General features: G+C 68.5%; 13 protein-coding genes. 1 reads left to right on the forward strand and 12 read right to left on the reverse strand.

What is annotated here, in order from left to right; translation table 11 throughout:
* Positions 1–34: 34 nt before the first annotated feature.
* The 11 genes from ACWGKQ_RS26870 to ACWGKQ_RS26920 form a co-directional block, all read right to left on the reverse strand.
* Positions 35–1,117 carry an OsmC family protein gene (locus ACWGKQ_RS26870; protein ID WP_453294514.1) on the reverse strand — a complete coding sequence of 361 codons (1,083 nt, stop codon included), beginning with the start codon at positions 1,115–1,117 and terminating at the stop codon, positions 35–37.
* Positions 1,114–2,277: a trans-sulfuration enzyme family protein gene (locus ACWGKQ_RS26875; protein ID WP_453294515.1), complete on the reverse strand. Its 1,164-nt coding sequence runs from the start codon at positions 2,275–2,277 to the stop codon at positions 1,114–1,116. The genes ACWGKQ_RS26870 and ACWGKQ_RS26875 overlap by 4 nt, the downstream gene beginning before the upstream one ends.
* Positions 2,278–2,530: 253 nt before the next feature.
* Complete coding sequence (locus tag ACWGKQ_RS26880) at positions 2,531–4,885, reverse strand: transketolase-like TK C-terminal-containing protein (RefSeq protein WP_453294516.1); 2,355 nt, start codon at positions 4,883–4,885, stop codon at positions 2,531–2,533.
* Positions 4,886–4,890: 5 nt separating this feature from the next.
* Positions 4,891–5,586 (reverse strand): HAD-IA family hydrolase, encoded by a 696-nt coding sequence (locus ACWGKQ_RS26885; RefSeq protein ID WP_453294517.1) that lies wholly within the window; start codon positions 5,584–5,586, stop codon positions 4,891–4,893.
* Between the two features lie 18 nt (positions 5,587–5,604).
* Positions 5,605–6,765: a GNAT family N-acetyltransferase gene (locus ACWGKQ_RS26890; RefSeq protein WP_453294518.1), complete on the reverse strand. Its 1,161-nt coding sequence runs from the start codon at positions 6,763–6,765 to the stop codon at positions 5,605–5,607.
* Between the two features lie 18 nt (positions 6,766–6,783).
* Entirely contained in the window at positions 6,784–7,920 is a 1,137-nt protein-coding gene (locus ACWGKQ_RS26895) for a DegT/DnrJ/EryC1/StrS family aminotransferase (RefSeq protein WP_453294519.1), read from the reverse strand.
* Positions 7,917–9,236, reverse strand: coding sequence for an aspartate aminotransferase family protein (locus ACWGKQ_RS26900; protein WP_453294520.1), 1,320 nt, complete (start codon positions 9,234–9,236; stop codon positions 7,917–7,919). The genes ACWGKQ_RS26895 and ACWGKQ_RS26900 overlap by 4 nt, the downstream gene beginning before the upstream one ends.
* Positions 9,237–9,240: 4 nt before the next feature.
* Positions 9,241–10,395 carry a class II D-tagatose-bisphosphate aldolase non-catalytic subunit gene (locus ACWGKQ_RS26905; protein WP_453294521.1) on the reverse strand — a complete coding sequence of 385 codons (1,155 nt, stop codon included), beginning with the start codon at positions 10,393–10,395 and terminating at the stop codon, positions 9,241–9,243.
* A 17-nt stretch (positions 10,396–10,412) separates the two neighbouring features.
* Positions 10,413–11,600 (reverse strand): galactosyltransferase-related protein, encoded by a 1,188-nt coding sequence (locus ACWGKQ_RS26910; RefSeq protein WP_453294522.1) that lies wholly within the window; start codon positions 11,598–11,600, stop codon positions 10,413–10,415.
* Positions 11,590–12,828 carry an MFS transporter gene (locus tag ACWGKQ_RS26915; RefSeq protein WP_453294523.1) on the reverse strand — a complete coding sequence of 413 codons (1,239 nt, stop codon included), beginning with the start codon at positions 12,826–12,828 and terminating at the stop codon, positions 11,590–11,592. The genes ACWGKQ_RS26910 and ACWGKQ_RS26915 overlap by 11 nt, the downstream gene beginning before the upstream one ends.
* Positions 12,829–12,836: 8 nt before the next feature.
* Positions 12,837–13,337, reverse strand: coding sequence for a cupin domain-containing protein (locus ACWGKQ_RS26920; protein ID WP_453294524.1), 501 nt, complete (start codon positions 13,335–13,337; stop codon positions 12,837–12,839).
* 475 nt (positions 13,338–13,812) lie between these two features.
* Here ACWGKQ_RS26920 and ACWGKQ_RS26925 point away from each other — a divergent pair, with 475 nt between their 5' ends.
* On the forward strand, positions 13,813–14,166 hold the full coding sequence (locus ACWGKQ_RS26925; RefSeq protein ID WP_453294525.1) for a winged helix-turn-helix transcriptional regulator: 354 nt from the start codon (positions 13,813–13,815) through the stop codon (positions 14,164–14,166).
* Between the two features lie 35 nt (positions 14,167–14,201).
* Here the strand turns inward: ACWGKQ_RS26925 and ACWGKQ_RS26930 are convergent, their stop codons facing one another.
* Entirely contained in the window at positions 14,202–15,647 is a 1,446-nt protein-coding gene (locus ACWGKQ_RS26930) for an AAA family ATPase (RefSeq protein ID WP_453294526.1), read from the reverse strand.
* Positions 15,648–15,683: the final 36 nt, after the last annotated feature.

Here is a 15,683-nt window from a genome sequence, read left to right on the forward strand (position 1 = left end):
CGGGCGGCTAGGAGCGGTGGGTGGCTCCGCTCGCTCAGAGCGGGGTCTGCGGTCCCTGCGGAGCGAGCAGCGTGGGTGCGGACGGAGTCAGCCAGACATCGACGGCCTGGCGCCGGCAGATCAGGTCCGCCACGCGTGACTGGGTCACGGCGGAGGTGACGAACTCGGCCAGACCGGATGCGGCGTCGTCCGTGCCGGGTGCGGAGACAGTGCAGCTGACATCCTGCAGTTGGATCAGCGAGGAGGGGTCGGCGTGCAGCAGGCCGCGTATGTCGATACGTGCCCGGGTCACGACGTTCCAGGCCATCCGCCTGTCCAGTTGTTCGACCGAGAGCCGCGCCAGCGTCGAGGCGATGTCCGAGGAGAGTCCCATCAGGAGGTACTCCTGCGGATTGGGTCCCCAGTCGACACCTGTTATCTGCTTCGGCTGATCCACCCTCAGCTCCTGGCCCGTCCCGGTCTGCGCGGGCACCGACAGGAACTGCGGTCCGCTGATCCATCTCAGCCGGCGCTCGGCGGCCGGCCAGGCCGGCACCCGCATGTCCGTTTCGGTGATCTTCTGGTGATCCTCGCGGCCCGGACAGGGGACATAGCTGACGTTCAGCGGAATGTGCTCGATCAAGGTGCGGTGGTTCGGGCTGAGACTCACAGCGCGGTCGAGCAGCGTGGCCGGCAGCGGGCCGTCTTCGCCGCGGCTGATCTCGAACCGGCAGTCGACCGCGTTCTCCCGCTCCGGGGGAATGGCGCCATGCTGGATCAGCATCTCGACGGTGTCGAACAGAACGCCGGTCGCGCTGCCTCCGGCGATCAGTGTCGCCAGGGAGCAGGCGGCCACCCCGGTGAGCGCCAGGTCGATCGGTGTCGGCTCGTCAGGAGGTGTGGTCTGCGGCGCGGTCCCTGCGCGGCCGGCGTCCGCTGCGGGCTGCTCGGCGACGGCGAACGCGAAGTCCCGCACGGACTTGACCCTGCCGATCATGGCCGGGCCGTTCTGGACCGACAGCCCTCGGTGGGGGGAGTGGGAGGCCCGGCTCATGTAGCTGAACCATGCCTCGGCAGGGTCGTCGCGGGTCTCGTGCACCACTTCGCTGAATCCGGCTGTGTTGAAACTGTTCCTCACCAGTCACTCTCCTCACCGCGCGACGGCAGTGCGTTCCGCAGATCATCGATGAGATCGCCGACGTCCTCAATTCCGGCTGAGAATCGGACGAGTCCCGGGTTGATGCCGATCAGGGCCTTCTGCCCCTCCGTCAGTGAACTGTGGGAGGTGTTGCCGGGCATGCTGACGAGAGATTCCACGCCGCCCAGGCTCGTCGCCGCATAAGGGAGCGTGAGTCTTTTCATGAAGGCGAGTGCGGCGGCGTCTCCGCCCTTCACTTCGAAACTGACCATTCCTCCGAACCCGCGGTAGTTCTCGCTCTCGAGGTCCGCATAGCGGGCCCCGCCCAGATCCGGGTGGTACACGGCCGTGACGGCATCATGAGTCATCAGGTACTCGGCGATCCGCCGTGCGTTGTCGTTCTGTGCCTTGACGCGCAGCGGGAGGGTCTTCATCCCGCGCTCCAGCAGGAAGCACGACAGCGGGTCCAGGGATCCGCCGAACCGCAGGGTCTGCGCCCAGACGCGGTCCAGGAACTTGCGGCGTCCCACGACCGCGCCCGCGGTCACGTCACTGTGGCCGGCAAGGTACTTCGTGGCACTGTGCACCACGATGTCGGCTCCGATGGCCAAGGGGCGCATGTTGACCGGGGTGAGGAAGGTGTTGTCCACGACCAGGAGCGCGCCGGCCTCACGGGCGATCTTCGAGATCGCGCCCAACGCGGGTGCCTTCAGGAGCGGATTGGTCAGCGTCTCGAAGAGGAGAAGCTGGGTTTCCGGACGGATCGCGGCCTTGACGGCCTGCGGATCGTCGGCGTCGACGAACGTCACTTCCCGCCCAGCGGAAGGCATGTCGTCGCGGAGCAGGTTGTAGGTTCCGCCGTACACGTCGTAGGCGGAGACGATATGGCTCCCACGGTTGGTGAGGGCGTAGACGGTGCTGGCGATGGCGCTCATCCCCGAGGACGTCACCACGGCGCTCTCCGCCCCCTCCAGGGCGGCGATCTTCTCCTGGACCGACCATTGCGACGGGTTCCCGTAGCGGGTGTAGATCGGTACATCACGAAGCGATCCGTCGGAGAAGGCCCCGTAGCTCGCGTCGTCGAGGAGGAACGTCGTCGTCTGGAAGATCGGTGTGCCGACGCTTCCGGTGACGGGGTCTTCGTACGTACCCGCGTGCACGGCCAGCGTTTCTGCGGCCAGGGAGCGATCGAGGACACGATGCTGTGTCGACACCGGGCCCGTGACGCGTCTGCGGGTGAGTTCGTCGAACCACGCGGCCGTGGTGGTCCGGCCCTCTTCGAAGCCGATCGCGGCTCGGTCTTCCTGTGACATGGTCTCCCCTGCTGGGATCGTTGGTGACGCGACTTGGGCGATGACGCACGGGCGGTGACGGCACGGGGAGCACAGGCCTGAGGGAAAAGGCCGGCTCCCGTCACTCGATGAGGTCCAGTGCGGCCGTGACGATGCCGGCCGCGTCGATACCGTGATGGCGGAAGACGTCTGCGATGTCTCCTGACTGGCCGAACTCCGTCACCCCGAGACTCGTGACCTCGACCTGGTGAAGGGCGGCGAGAAACGCCAGGGTGTGCGGATGCCCGTCGAGAACGGTGACCATGGGCAGGGCGCGCTGGCCCGGGAAGAGGTCGCGCAGGATCCACTCGGGGGCGTCGCCCAGTCCGGATCGCGCCCGGGCCGCCCGGTACAGCAGGTCGGCGCTGGTGACGCACACCAGGTCGGCTCCGAATCCGTTCCGCTGCAACTCCTCGACCGCGGTCAGCGCTTCGGGAAGTACAGCGCCCATCGCTACGATGGTCACGGCAGGGACCTCGGCCTTGTGAAGGACGTAACCTCCGGCGACCGCCTGCCTGCGCCGCGTCTCCCGCTGGACGGAATCGTGCGGTACTGCCGCGAGTGTCTGGTCGACGGTCCGGGTGGAGAGACGGAAGTACGCGGACTCGCCGCCCGGTTTGCCGAGGTTTCCCAGGGCCGCGAGGAAACACCACTCGAAGTCCAGGGCGAAGGCCGGCTCGTAGGCCACGCACCCGGGTTGTTCCAGGCCGATGGACGGAGTGATCACCGACTGGTGTGCACCGCCCTCCGGCCCGAGCGCGGTACCGGCGGGTGTGCCCACCAGAATCGACTGACCGCCGCTGTACAGGCCGAAGGACCAAGGCTCCAGCGCACGGGTGACGAACGCGTCGTAGACCGTTCCGACCGGGAACAGCGGTTGTCCCCACCGGCTCCAGCTGGAACCGAGCTCGGTGAGCAGGCCGACGAGATTGGTTTCCGCGATGCCGAGTTCGATGTGCTGGCCCTTGGCCGTCGCGTCCCATTTCAGCAGCCCGTGGTCGCCGTCCTGGTCCGTGCCCGGGTCGGGCTCCCACACGCCGGCCCTGTTGATCCAGCCGCCGAGATTCGTGGTCGAGGAGACGTCCGGGCTCACCGTGACCAGCCGCGCCGCGACGTCCGGCGCACTCCTCTTGAGGTCCAGGAGCAGGCTGCCGAAGGCCTGTTGCGTCGAGGCTCTGCCCTTGGGGGTCCGGCGCAGATCCGCGGGTGGGCTCGGCGGTGTCAGGCTCGCGTCCTCGCAGCGCCGTAGCCGCAGGGCGGCCTCTTTGCACCGGAGGCCTTCTGGCGACCGGTCGTCGAAGCGCTCCCAGGGCTGGTCGATGTCCACGCCCGACAGATCCGCCAGTTTCCTGATCTGCTCGACGCCCAGCAGCGCGGAGTGATTGTCCGCGTGTGCCTCGATCGGGAGCCCGTAGCCCTTGACGGTATGGGCCAGAATGACGGTCGGGCGGCTGTCGTCTATGCGGGCGAAGGCATCCAGCAGCGTCGGCAGGTCATGGCCGCCCACATTGCGGATCGCCGCAAGCAGATGCCTGCTGTCCAGCGAGTCGACGAGTTTCGACAGCGCTGACCACGGCGCCCGCCCCGTGGTCAGCGCGGACCGCACCTCCTGCGCCGAACCACGCAGGAGGCGGTGGAACTCCCTGTTGGTCATGGCGTTCAGGAGCTGGCGGAACTCCTCACCGCCCGGTTCGTGGAACAGGCTCTCCAGCAACTGCCCGTATTCGAGATCGATGACCTGCCATCCGGCCGCGTCGAACAGGTTGCGTATGCGCCGGGTCGTGGACCTGGTCACCGGCCGGTCCAGAGCCTGCCGGTTGACATCCACCACCCAGGTGACTGCTCCCAGCTGTCCGACCATCGGATCGAGGACTGCTTCCCATACGGCGCCCTCGTCCAGTTCGGCGTCACCGAGCAGCGCGTAGTGCCGTCCTGCGGGGCTCTGCCCGAAGTGGTCCGCCAGATAGCGTCTGGTCATCGCATCCCACACGGATGCGTTGGCGCCCAGGCCCATCGAACCGGTCGAGTAGTCGATGTACGGGCCGTTCTTCGTCCGGCTGGGATAGGCCTGGAGGCCGCCGAAGGCACGCAGCGATTCCATGTCGTGCTTCTCCAGCGCGCCGAGCAGGTAGGCGATGGAGTACAGAGCCGGCGCCGCCGTCGGCTTGACCGACACACGGTCGCCGGATTGGAGCGCGTCGAACCAGAGCGCCGTCATGACCGTGACGAGCGAGGCGGTCGAGGCCTGGTGCCCGCCGACCTTCATACCGCTCTCGTTGAGACGAACATGGTTGCAGTGGTGCACGGTCATGGTGGAGAGCCACAGCAGTCGCCGCTCGATCTCGCCCAGCGTCCGCAGCTCACTTGCCGTGCGGTTGCCGGAAGCCGTGAACCGCTCCGGTGCGAGTGAAGTCGATGAGGCCGCAACGTCGTGCACGGTGGTCACCCTTCCGGCAGTAGGTGGGAGGCTGTGCTGTCCCGGGCACCGCCGAGCGTCAGCCGTATCTCTCGCTCGGCGTCCTGGAACCCGTCGATGTCCGCGAGCGAGGCCACCTGCGCGTGGGCGCCGCGCAACTCCTCCGGGCCGGGTGCGACCGCGATCACCCGCATGCCCGCGCCGAGACCGGACGCCACGCCGGAGGGAGCGTCTTCCACCACGACGCACTCGGTGGGGCGCACCCCCAATGCGGCGGCGGCCTTGAGGTACGGCTCCGGGTGGGGCTTGCCGTGGACGACGTCGTCGGCCGACACCAGGGTTGCGGGCACGGGAAGCCCGGCAGCCCGCAGCCGTCCGAGGGCGACGGACCGCGACCCCGAGGTGACCACCGCCCAGCGGCAGTCGCCCAGCGCGGTCAGCAGCCGCTGCGTACCCGGGCACGGCACGCACCCGTCGAATTCGGTGGCCTGCCACTTCTGCATGCGCGCGACCTCTTCCGCGGTGTCGGCCCAGGGCGCCAGCTCCGCGACCAGATCGGCTTCCCGCCGGCCGTGCGCGCTGCTGAGCGTCACAGCGCGGTCGAGACCGTGGAGGTCGGCCCAGCGGGTGAGCAGCCGGACGATCACGGGCATGGAATCGACGAGGACTCCGTCGAGGTCGAAGAGCACCGCCTGTGCGCACCATCGTCTTGCCTCAGCCATCACGCCTCCAGGTGTGCGTCAGTAGCTTTCGGGAACCCACGGCTCGCGCGCGGCCAGGGCTGCGTCCAGGACGTCGATGTCCAGGTCGTCTCCCCACGCCCGGCCGAAATCACGGGCTCGCCGAAAGGTCAGCGCACCGGTGAACCACGAGGCCAGCGTGCCCTCCGTGCACCACACGGTGGCGTCTCCTCCGGGCTTGACCTCGACGCTGCCCTGCGAGAACACGAAGGTGTAGCTGGCGATCTCGTCGTCGGCGAACTTGACCTCGACGCACACCGACGCCTCGACGGCGCTCGACCAGCCCCGGGCTTCCATGGCCCGCTTGACGTCGATGAGCTTGACCATCCAGGGATACCAACCCTGCTCGGTCATCACGTAGTTGGGCAGTTCCCACAAGGCGTAGTGGGCCCGCGGCAGCACGGATCTCTTGAAGAGGATTTCGCGGGCCTGAAGGGAACGCGTGGTGAGCATGTCGAGGACGGCGGGAATCGCGTCCGCGCGGCTGGTCCAGAAGTCGTGCACAACCACCCGGAAGCCCCAGGGCGTGACCGGCTCTTCGACGAAGGAGGCATAACCGACGAGCTCACCGTCGCGCCGTACCCCGAGGTGGTGCAGGGCCGGCGTGCACTTTTGTTTCCACGCGTCCCACCACGCGGGGCGCAGCAGGGGGCCGTCCCAGCGCTGGGCGAGTTTCCGCTGAAGGACGTTGCACTCCTCGCGCTCCGGCAGGAAGGCCTCGTAGGACCTGTCGCCGGCCGGCGCATCAGTGGGGCGCAGGGAGAAGCTCGACCCGATGGCACCCACCTCCCAGCCCCAGTTGCGGTACATGCCGGTGGCCGGGCTCCACATGCACGCGATGGCCGCGCCCCGCTCACGCTCCAGCCACGCCAGTTTGTTCTGCATGATCCTGCGGCCGAGCCGGCCGCCCCTGGCCCAGGGAACGACCGTCAGCCAGGCTGTCCCCCCGGAGGGCACGGGCCGCCCGCCGAAGTACTGGTCGAAGGAGATCGCGAAGCCTCCGCCCACGACCTCCGCACCGCGGGTGGCGACCGCGCCGTAGCCTTCCCGCAGCAGGGTCTGCGGCTCGTACGGAGCCTTGCCGAAGGCACGCGTCATGTGCGGCAGGAGGGCTTCCATCTGCTGCTCGTCGACCAGCGGCCGAATGTCGTATGTGCTCATGTGCTGCCCCACCGTTCTCTATGAGTTGCCGAAGAACTGTGCGATCACGGCACAGACGTAGTCGAGGTCTCCCTCCGAGAGGTCGGGCCTGATCGGCAGGCACAGCGTCTGCTGTGCCAGGGCCTCGGCGACCGGGAACGCCCCCCGGCGGTGACCGAGGAAGGAGAACGCGCCCTGGAGGTGGAGCGGAACGGGGTAGCGCACGACGGCGTCCACTCCGGCGTCCTGCAGGCAGTTGACGAGAGCGTCGCGTACCTCCTCGGACTCCGCGCGTGCCTGGAAGAGGTGATAGACGTGCTCGCCGGGGCCGCCCACTTCCTGGAAGGAGAGCGGCAGTTCCGACAGGCGCCGGCGGTAGCCGTCCGCCACGCGCGCCCGTGCGGTGTTCCAGGCGTCGAGACGTTTCAGCTTCTGCGCCAGCAGGAGGGCCTGGAGGGAATCGAGACGGGAGTTGTAGCCGACGAGGTCGTGCCGGTTCTGGACCGGCTGGCCGAAGTGGCGCAGGAGGCGCACCTGGCGAGCGGTGTCCCCGTGCGCCGTGGTGACGGCGCCGCCGTCACCGGCGGCCGCGAGGTTCTTGGCCGGGGCGAAGCTCCAGCATCCGGCGTGTGAGGTCGTTCCGATTCGCCTTCCACGCGAACGCGCTCCGGCGGCCTGGGCACAGTCCTCGATCAGGAAGAGGCCCTTCTGGCCGCAGAGCGCCGCGGCGGACTCGACGTCGGCCGCCCGGCCGAAGAGATGGACGATGACGACGGCCCGGGTGCGGCTGCTCACGGCCGCTGCCACCTGGTCGAGGCTGATGAGGAAGTCGTCGTCGCCGCAGTCGACCAGCACTGGTCTGGCGCCGCGCCGCGCGATCGCCTGGGCGGTGGCGTGGAAGCTGTTCGCGACGGTGACGACCTCGTCGCCCGGGCCGATACCGAGGGCGTCGAGAGCCAGGATCAACGCGTCGGTTCCGGAGTTGACGCCGATCGCGTGTTCGACGTCCAGGAACCGGGCGAAGTCGTTCTCGAACCGCGTCACCTCCGGGCCCAGGATGTACTCGCCGGACAGCAACAGCTCCCGGATCGCGGGCAGGGTGGCACCGTCCAGGTCCGGGAACTGGTCGGCATAGTTGTACTTGGGAATCCTGTACGCGCGCTTGTCGTCGTTCACCGGCGGACGCCCCCGTCCAGCTGGGACGGCCGGTCGGATCGCACTGCTTCCGCGATGATGTGCAGCCCTTCCTGTGCCTCGGCGACGGACAGGTTCAGCGCCGGGCTGATACGGATGACGTTGCCGTAGGGGCCGCCGCGGCCGACGAGGAGCCCGAGCTCCCTGGCCCGCTCATGCAGCCTCAGCGCCGCCGCGGGGTCGGGGTCCGTGGTGCCGGGTACCACGATCTCGATCGCCAGCAGCAGGCCGCGGCCACGTACTTCGCCGATCTGCGGATGGCCGGCCGAGAGCTCGTCCAGCCCGGAGCGGATGATCTCCCCGACTTTCTCGGCGTTCGCCTGGAGATCCTGGCTGAGCAGGACGTTGACCGTCGCCAGGCCCGCGGCCATGGCGATGGGGTTGCCTCCGAAGGTGGACATCGATTTCGCCGTCACCGAGTCGATGATCTCGGGGCGGCCCACCACGCCGCCGATGGTGAATCCGCTGCCCAGGCCCTTGGCAAAGGTCATCACATCCGGCGTGATCCCGTGCATCCCGCTGCCCCAGAAGTGCGAGCCGAGTCGGCCCCACCCGGTCTGTACCTCGTCGACAATCACGGGAATCCCGTGTTCTCGCAGCTCGTCCTGGTAGGCGCGGAGCAGCCCGTCCGGCGGGATCGTGAGCCCGCCCACGCCCTGCATGGGTTCGGCGACGAAGGCGGCGATATCGGCGCCCCCGATCGTCGCGATCAGCTCACGGAGTTCCTCGAGGCACACTGCGTTGACCTGGTCCTGGGGCACCTGGGCCAGACTGCCGCGGAACTGGTGGCCGTTGTGCACGTGGGACACCTGGAGCGGCGACAGCCGGGAGGCGTTCCACCCCAGTACGCTGGTCGCCGCGTTGGAGCCGAACGACCTGCCGTGGTATCCGTTGCGCAGGGTGAGCACATGACTGCTTCGGCGAGCGGTGGTGGCGAAGAGCAGCGCCGCCTCCATGGCCTCGGTGCCTGAATTGACGAAGAAGACCTTGGCGTCGGGGATCTCGGACAGCCGGGCGATCCGTTCGGCCAGCTCGACCTGCTGCTCGATCAGATAGCAGGTGGAGGTGTGGTGCACACCTCGGGCCAGCTGGCGCCGCACCGAGTCCCGGACTTCGGGGACGCTGTAGCCGAGGGAGTTGACCGCGATCCCGCCGAAGAAGTCCAGGTAGGTTTTTCCTTCACCGTCCACCAGACGCCGGTCGAAACCCCGCACGATCTGGATGGGGTGCTCGTAGTACGGCGTCATCCATGACGGCATGACCGCGAGATGACGCGTCAGCAGGTCGGCGTGTGACATTCCCTCACCTCGCCACTAGGTGCGACTGCGGGGCAGGACGCCACAAGGAGGTGCCGGCGAGCAGATAGCGCTCGATCAGGAGTGCGATCTCGGACTGGAGCACCTCGTTCAGCGGCACGGCCGAACGGCGTGCCAGCTGCTCCTCCAACTCTGCGCGGATGTCGGCGAACTCCGGCGAACCGAACACGTAGTGGCCCGCTATGACCGCCTTCTCGTAGTCGGTTGCCATGGTGTCGGGTGCCATCCACTTGGACCACTTCCCGGACTCGAACGACAGCGCGAGGAACCGGTCCGCCAGTTTCGGCAGCTGGATCTCGTTGAGCAGACGCAGCAGGATGCGCGTCTCGTACGTGCCGAACTCGGGGGCGACGTTGACGGCGTCGACGCCTGCTGCGGTGAGAGCCGCCACGTCCGATGGCGTGAGGTAGTCGCAGTTGTGGGCCTTGAGCTTGAGGTTGCGGGCCCGGCAGATCCTCGCGACAGCCGTGATCTGCCGGGTGACGTGTTCCCGGCTGGCCGGCCGGGGGAAAGCACCGCGGTTCGACAGCTCCTGCACCTTGGTGCCCGTCTGCGCGACGGCAAAGGACGGGAGGGGGAGTCCCCGACCGGTGATTTCGTCGCACACCTCGTCGAGCTGCGCCTCGAACAGTCCGGGATCATTGACGTCGGTGCCCTGTACCTCGAAGCCGATCTCGAAGCGCAACGGCCGTCCGGTCGCCTCGGCCGTCGCCGAGCAGTGCGCGTACAACGCGGTCAGCCGCCCCAGCGCCGCGGGGAAAGGGGCCTCGCCGGTGGGCTCGACGGATGTGTCGAGGTGGAGGATGTCGAAGCCTGCCGCGATGTCGTGGTCGAACGAGGCGGCGCACGACGCCATCACCGCCTTCTCGTCCGGCAGCAGTCCTTCGTCCGGATGCTGCCAGGGACCGCCGTGGTCGCGGCACAGCAGCGCCAGACGCCGCGGGTCGCGGGCGCGTACGTATTCTGCGAACTGCTCCGTGGTCCAGCCCGTGTAGCCCCTGCCGTACTCCGGGGCGTCTACTTGGGAACGGCTCGGAATCAGCATGATCTTGGTGTTCCAGCGATAGGCAGCGGTGAGCGCGGCGTCGAGCACGTTCCGCGATACCGGTCCCACTCCCAGGAACGGAAGACCGACCTCCATGCGTTCTCCCTCTTTTCTCATGTGTATTTGCGGAGATCACCGATGGCCGAGTCGGCCGGCCAGGTGCACCACGGCACTGCCTCGGAAGAGGGAGCGGCGTCATGGAAGTCGTGGTCGCCCCGCCGGTGGTGCAGGTGCAGCAGATGGTCGCCGAACCGCTCCATACCGCCGTAGGCCTCGGCACGCCACCCGAAGTCGTTGTCCTCGCCGCCCCAGCCTTCGAAGCGCTCGTCCATGCCCGCGATGCGGTCGAAAAGGCTCCTGCGCAGCCACACGCATCCGCCCGGAGGCCGGCGCAGGTACGTTCCCCTCAGCAGCTCATGGCGGACGTCCGGATGCCGGTGAAGGCAGCGGGACGCGACGGCGTACCGGCTCGCCTCCTCGCCGGCGAACAGGACGCTGCGGTACGGCCAGAACCCCTGCAGGGTGTCCTCGTCGAATCTGGCGATGTTCCTGGCGACGAAACCCGAGTCGACCAGGATGTCGGCGTCGAGGATGCAGACCAGTTCGTCCGCGCCACCGCCGTGTACGACACCGCAGTTGACGGCCCATGACTTGTTGAAGCGTCCGGTCTTGCGGGCGAACAGGTAGGTGTCGACCAGGCCGTCGAACAGGTGCTGCCACCGTGGTCTGCCGTCACTCTCCACGAGCACGATCCGGTAGCCGGACCGCGGGTGGGTCTGGTCCGCCAGCGCCGCCAGGCACGCCGCGAGGTTCCGGGGGCGGCCGCTGAGCGCGTCCGCGGCGCGGAACGGGATGACGATCGTCGCCCGGGTGCCTTCCGGGCCAGGGCGGGGCCCGGCGCGGTCCACCGCGTCGAGGATGTCGGGGAGAGCGGGATCGCGGTGCGCCGGCTCGTCCGGGACCGCGTCGCCCACGTACACGGCGATGCGTGCCGTCGTACGCACGAGCCGTGCCCGCTCAGCCATGATGTCGTGGAAGTCCGGGCGTTGCCGCAGCTCCCGCGCGATCTCGTCGGCGACGGCGCGGTAGGCGCCGAGATCCTCCGGACGGGTACCGAGGACGTCGACCAGTTCGCCGATCCGCGGGCTGCCGTTCGCCAGCAGTGATCGATGCATGTCCTCGTACGGTGCCCGGCACCACTCCCACATCTTGTGGGACACGTGCTGAGACGCCTCGTCCACGACGAGCAGAGCAGCGGAGGCCAGTTCGGAGGCGAGCCGCCCCGCATTCTCAGACGTCATGGCTCCCACCCGCCGTTTCTCCGCAGGTGCGCACCAGCGCACGGTCGCTCGACACGACCGCGACACCGCCCAGCGTGACGGCGAGGGCCACGGCGGCCAGCACCCAAGCGGGATCCCTCGCGAACAGCACGCCGACAAGCCCCGGCCCGGCTCCGAACGCGATCGCACCGGTGAGCTGGAAGGTGGCCATGTACATTCCGCGCATCTCTGCGGGGGCGTGTGCGGCGACGGCGGCATTTCCGGCGGGCACGCAGAGCATCTCGCCGACGGTGTAGACGGCGATGGCGGCCAGCAGGAGAGCGAACGCCCCCGTACGGCCGGCCAGCGGGGCAGCCGCCATGACCGCGGTGGTCACGACGAAGCAGCACGCGCCGAGCGCTATGGTCCGGGTCCTTCTGAAGCCGTGGAACAGGTTCGTCACCAGGAGCTGGAACAAGAAGACCAGGAAGTAGTTGAAGCTGAATACCACCATGGCGTACCAGGCGGGAAGGCCCAGCGAACGCACGAGGTAGAGCGGGAGGAAGGTGCCGGGAAGGATCCATGCGGCCGCCATCAGGGCCTGCCCCACCAGGAGGCGGACGAAGGTCCGGTCCCGCAGGACCACCGCGTAGTTCTTCCCGCCGGCACGACCGCCTGCCGCCGGCCGGCGGGGCACCCGCAGCGACAGGGTGAGCAGCGCGGCCACGACGGAGGTCAGCGCGTTGAAGACGATCAGCAGGTCGATCTGCTGCGCGTGCTCGCCGGCCAGCAGGATTCCGCTCAGCAGCGCCCCCGTGCCCAGACTGCCCGCGCCGACCGTCTGGATCAGCGCGTACCAGGCGTCACGCTGGTCGTCGTCGGAGATGTCGGCTATCAGGGTCGGCCATGCCGCGAAATACAGGCGATCGCCCGCCATGACGACGAACACCGCGGCGAACAACTCGACGTAGTCGTGCACCACGAGATAGCTCATGTATCCGACCGCCACGACGATGTTGCTCAGCGCGGCCATGTTCCGCGGACCCAACCGGTCGGTCAGCGCCCCCGCGTACGGCGCGGTGAACAGCGCGGCAAGCGTCGCCGCGCTCGTCGTCGTGCCTATCCCGGTGAGGGAGAGCTGCGTCGAGACCGTGAAGTAGTACAGGGACAGCGGCAGGAAGAGCCCGACACCAAGGGTGTCCACGGCGGACGCGACGACGATTCTGCGGCGCCCTGTGGTGTCCGGCAGCACACGCGGTGGTCTGGACACCTGGACCGTCAGTGCTCCGCCTCGACCCGGCCGTCACGGCGCTGGTAGTCGTCCCCCAGCCGGACGGTGTCGGACCCGTCGTCGGCAGTGGAGACCTCGACGAGGATGATGTCCGTGACCGCCTCGATCCGGTGCACGCTGCCGGCCTGCACATGGACAAGCGTCCCGGCCGTCATCGGTATGCGCTGGGTGGGCTCGTCGAGGGTCTCGCGGTAGTGCATGACCGCTTCGCCCTCAAGGAGGAAGTTGCTCTCCTGCTTGTGGCGGTGGTACTGGAGGCTGGTGCGACAACCGGCCGAGATGCGGATCACCTTGAAGCAGTACGGTGCCTCCGCCTCGTGCAGCCATCGCTCCCGGCCCCACGGTTTCATCACCACTTTGGCATCGCTGTACTGAAGGATCCGGATGCCCGGCGTCACCTGGCGCACATGGATCGCGTCGTGCGGTTCGGTCTCGTGAGCCGGCTCGGTTATACCGGGGATCTCGGTCTTCTGTAGCGCGTCTCGCATGACTCGCACCCCTCTCGGATAATGCCCGAAAACGATTCAGGAATTGCGGAGCTCATGTGCTGGTCGTCGTGCCGATCCGGATGGAAACAGGGGCGGCGGGAACAGCGTGAACGCAGCGTCCTGCCGCAGGTGTTCGCCCGTGGCAATGCATGCGCACAGCCCGACCGCCTTGATCACGGTTGGTCCGGACCGCGGGCCCTGAAGTTAGCAACGCGCTCGCCGGAACGTCAACCAGTCGATCGGTCGTCTTGATGCCTGGAAATTGCCGATGAAATGCCTGGTGATCCCGGCGTGCGATTCCCAGGATTGAGGATGGCGCGGCCCCTTGCATTCACCCGCTCCGGAACGTGCCCGGTTGTTCATCGGGGCCCCGTGACGGGCGTTCAAATGTGCCGCGCACAACTCCCGCGTGTGGTGAAGAATCGAGCAACTGGACTTCGAGCGGAGCTGCTGGGTGGCACATTACAGAACAGCCGTGGCGCCGGCCGTCGCCGACTACCTCCGGACGCCGCTGGCCAAGGTGCTCAACACACTGGGCAGACGGTGGCCGGTGCTGGCGCTGCAGGCGCTCGGCCAGGGGCACAACCACTTCAACGAACTCCAGCGATGTCTGTGCGGCATCAGCCACAAGGTGCTGATCGATACCTTGCGCTCGCTGCAGCACGACGGGCTGGTCGACGGTCCGCTGACCTCACTGGACATGACCTCGTACCAACTCACCGCCTCAGGCCGCAAGTTGTTGGAACTCGTCGACCACATTCGGGACTGGACGGAATCCCACCCGTCGTCGCGAGACGGCCACGATGCCGACTGCCAGGCCGTCCACTGAGGGCGGGCACCGGACGCGCCGGCGCACCGTTTCGGTCAGAACACCAAAGGGGCGAGCCTGACCAGGCCGTCCCCGGCGAACCGTACCGGGGACTGCGCGGCATGGTGCGCCACGTACAGCCGTACCGCGTCGTACAGCCGGTAGCGGATCTGCCCGTTGCGGTCCGTCGCGACCGGATGGATCATCTGGCGGTGCAGCAGCTCCTCCAGCAGATCCACGGCCTGCGGCCGCACCGGTGTCACATGGGGCACCAACTCGTCGACGCCGAAGTCGCCGCACACGGACCCGAGTCGATGCAGGGCGGACTGCACCGGATAGGGCAGCAGCCGGTAGTAGGCGGCCACACTCCGGTACAGGGACAGGTCTCCTATGCGCAGTGAACGGAGCCGGTGCTGCTCGTCCACGAGCCGGTCCGCCAGGTCGCGCAGAGACCGGTCAGGGCGTGCCACGAGCCACAGACCGGCGACGTGCAGCGCCAGCGGCAGCCGCGCGCAGGACTGCACGATGCTCAACGCGGCCGACCGCTGTGCCCGGGTGCGCGCGGTGCCTGCCAGGTCCTCCAGGACCTGGTAGGCGTCCTGCTGGTCGAGGGCGCCGATCCGGAGGCGGAACTGCCCCGTGAGCGCGGACAGTTCCCGGCGCGCGGCCACCAGGACGGCGCTGTGCCCGTCGTCCACCAGCAGGGGACGGACCTGCGCCTCGCTGTCGACGTTGTCGAGGATCACGAGTACGTGTCGTCTGCTCAACGCGTCCCGCAGCTGGGCACGGGCCTCCTCCGGGTTCTCCGCGGCGGGGGTGCCGCCGAGGGAACGCAGGATGCGGCGGACGAGCATGTCCGCGGTGAAGGGAGGCGAGGAGGCGGGGGGCAGGTCGACGAAGACCTGCCCGTCCGGAAACCGGTCCCGTACCTCGTGTGCGGTCCTCAGGATCAGCGAGGTCTTCCCCGCTCCCGGAGGGCCGACGACGACGGCGGGCCTGCCGCGACCGGCCTCGGGCCGCGCGAGATGGGCCATCAGGGCGCCCACCAGCTTCTCCCGCCCGACGAGACGCCGGTGAGCAGCCGCGGGCAACTCGGCGGGGGCGGGGCTGCCCGGTGCCGTCCGGTGCTCGACACGGGGTCCGCGCAGCAGCCGGCTCGCCTCGCCGGGGGGAAGACCGAGGGCTTCGGCGAGGAGGAGGAGAGACTGCTTGCGGGGGCGGGCGGTGCGCGCGGTCTCGAGGTTGCGGATGGCCCGTACGCTCAGGCCCGACTGCTCCGCCAGTTCCTCTTGCGTGAGGCAAGCCGCCTCACGGGCCTGGATCAGCACGCTCGCCAGGGTGCGCGCCGCGGTCGTGTCAGCCGGCGCTGTCGCGTTCCGTCCCATTCCCGCTGTCGCAGCGGGCTCCTCCTCGGTGTCCGGCCCCTCGCCGGCCGGCCACCCGGCCGGCGGCGAGCCCGGGCCGACGGCCATGGTGGCCGCGGCTGGCAGCAGCCTTGTCACAGTTTCCCCCTTCAAACGATGTGGCGAGACATGGGT

The organism is Streptomyces sp. NPDC054770 (genome assembly GCF_053611985.1).

Excerpts from the sequence above, each read along its gene's own strand:
- ACWGKQ_RS26885 (WP_453294517.1), bottom strand. The coding sequence starts at position 5,586 with ATGGCTGAGGCAAGACGATGGTGCGCACAGGCGGTGCTCTTCGACCTC.
- ACWGKQ_RS26890 (WP_453294518.1), bottom strand. The coding sequence starts at position 6,765 with ATGAGCACATACGACATTCGGCCGCTGGTCGACGAGCAGCAGATGGAA.
- ACWGKQ_RS26900 (WP_453294520.1), bottom strand. The coding sequence starts at position 9,236 with ATGTCACACGCCGACCTGCTGACGCGTCATCTCGCGGTCATGCCGTCA.
- ACWGKQ_RS26905 (WP_453294521.1), bottom strand. The coding sequence starts at position 10,395 with ATGGAGGTCGGTCTTCCGTTCCTGGGAGTGGGACCGGTATCGCGGAAC.
- ACWGKQ_RS26910 (WP_453294522.1), bottom strand. The coding sequence starts at position 11,600 with ATGACGTCTGAGAATGCGGGGCGGCTCGCCTCCGAACTGGCCTCCGCT.
- ACWGKQ_RS26920 (WP_453294524.1), bottom strand. The coding sequence starts at position 13,337 with ATGCGAGACGCGCTACAGAAGACCGAGATCCCCGGTATAACCGAGCCG.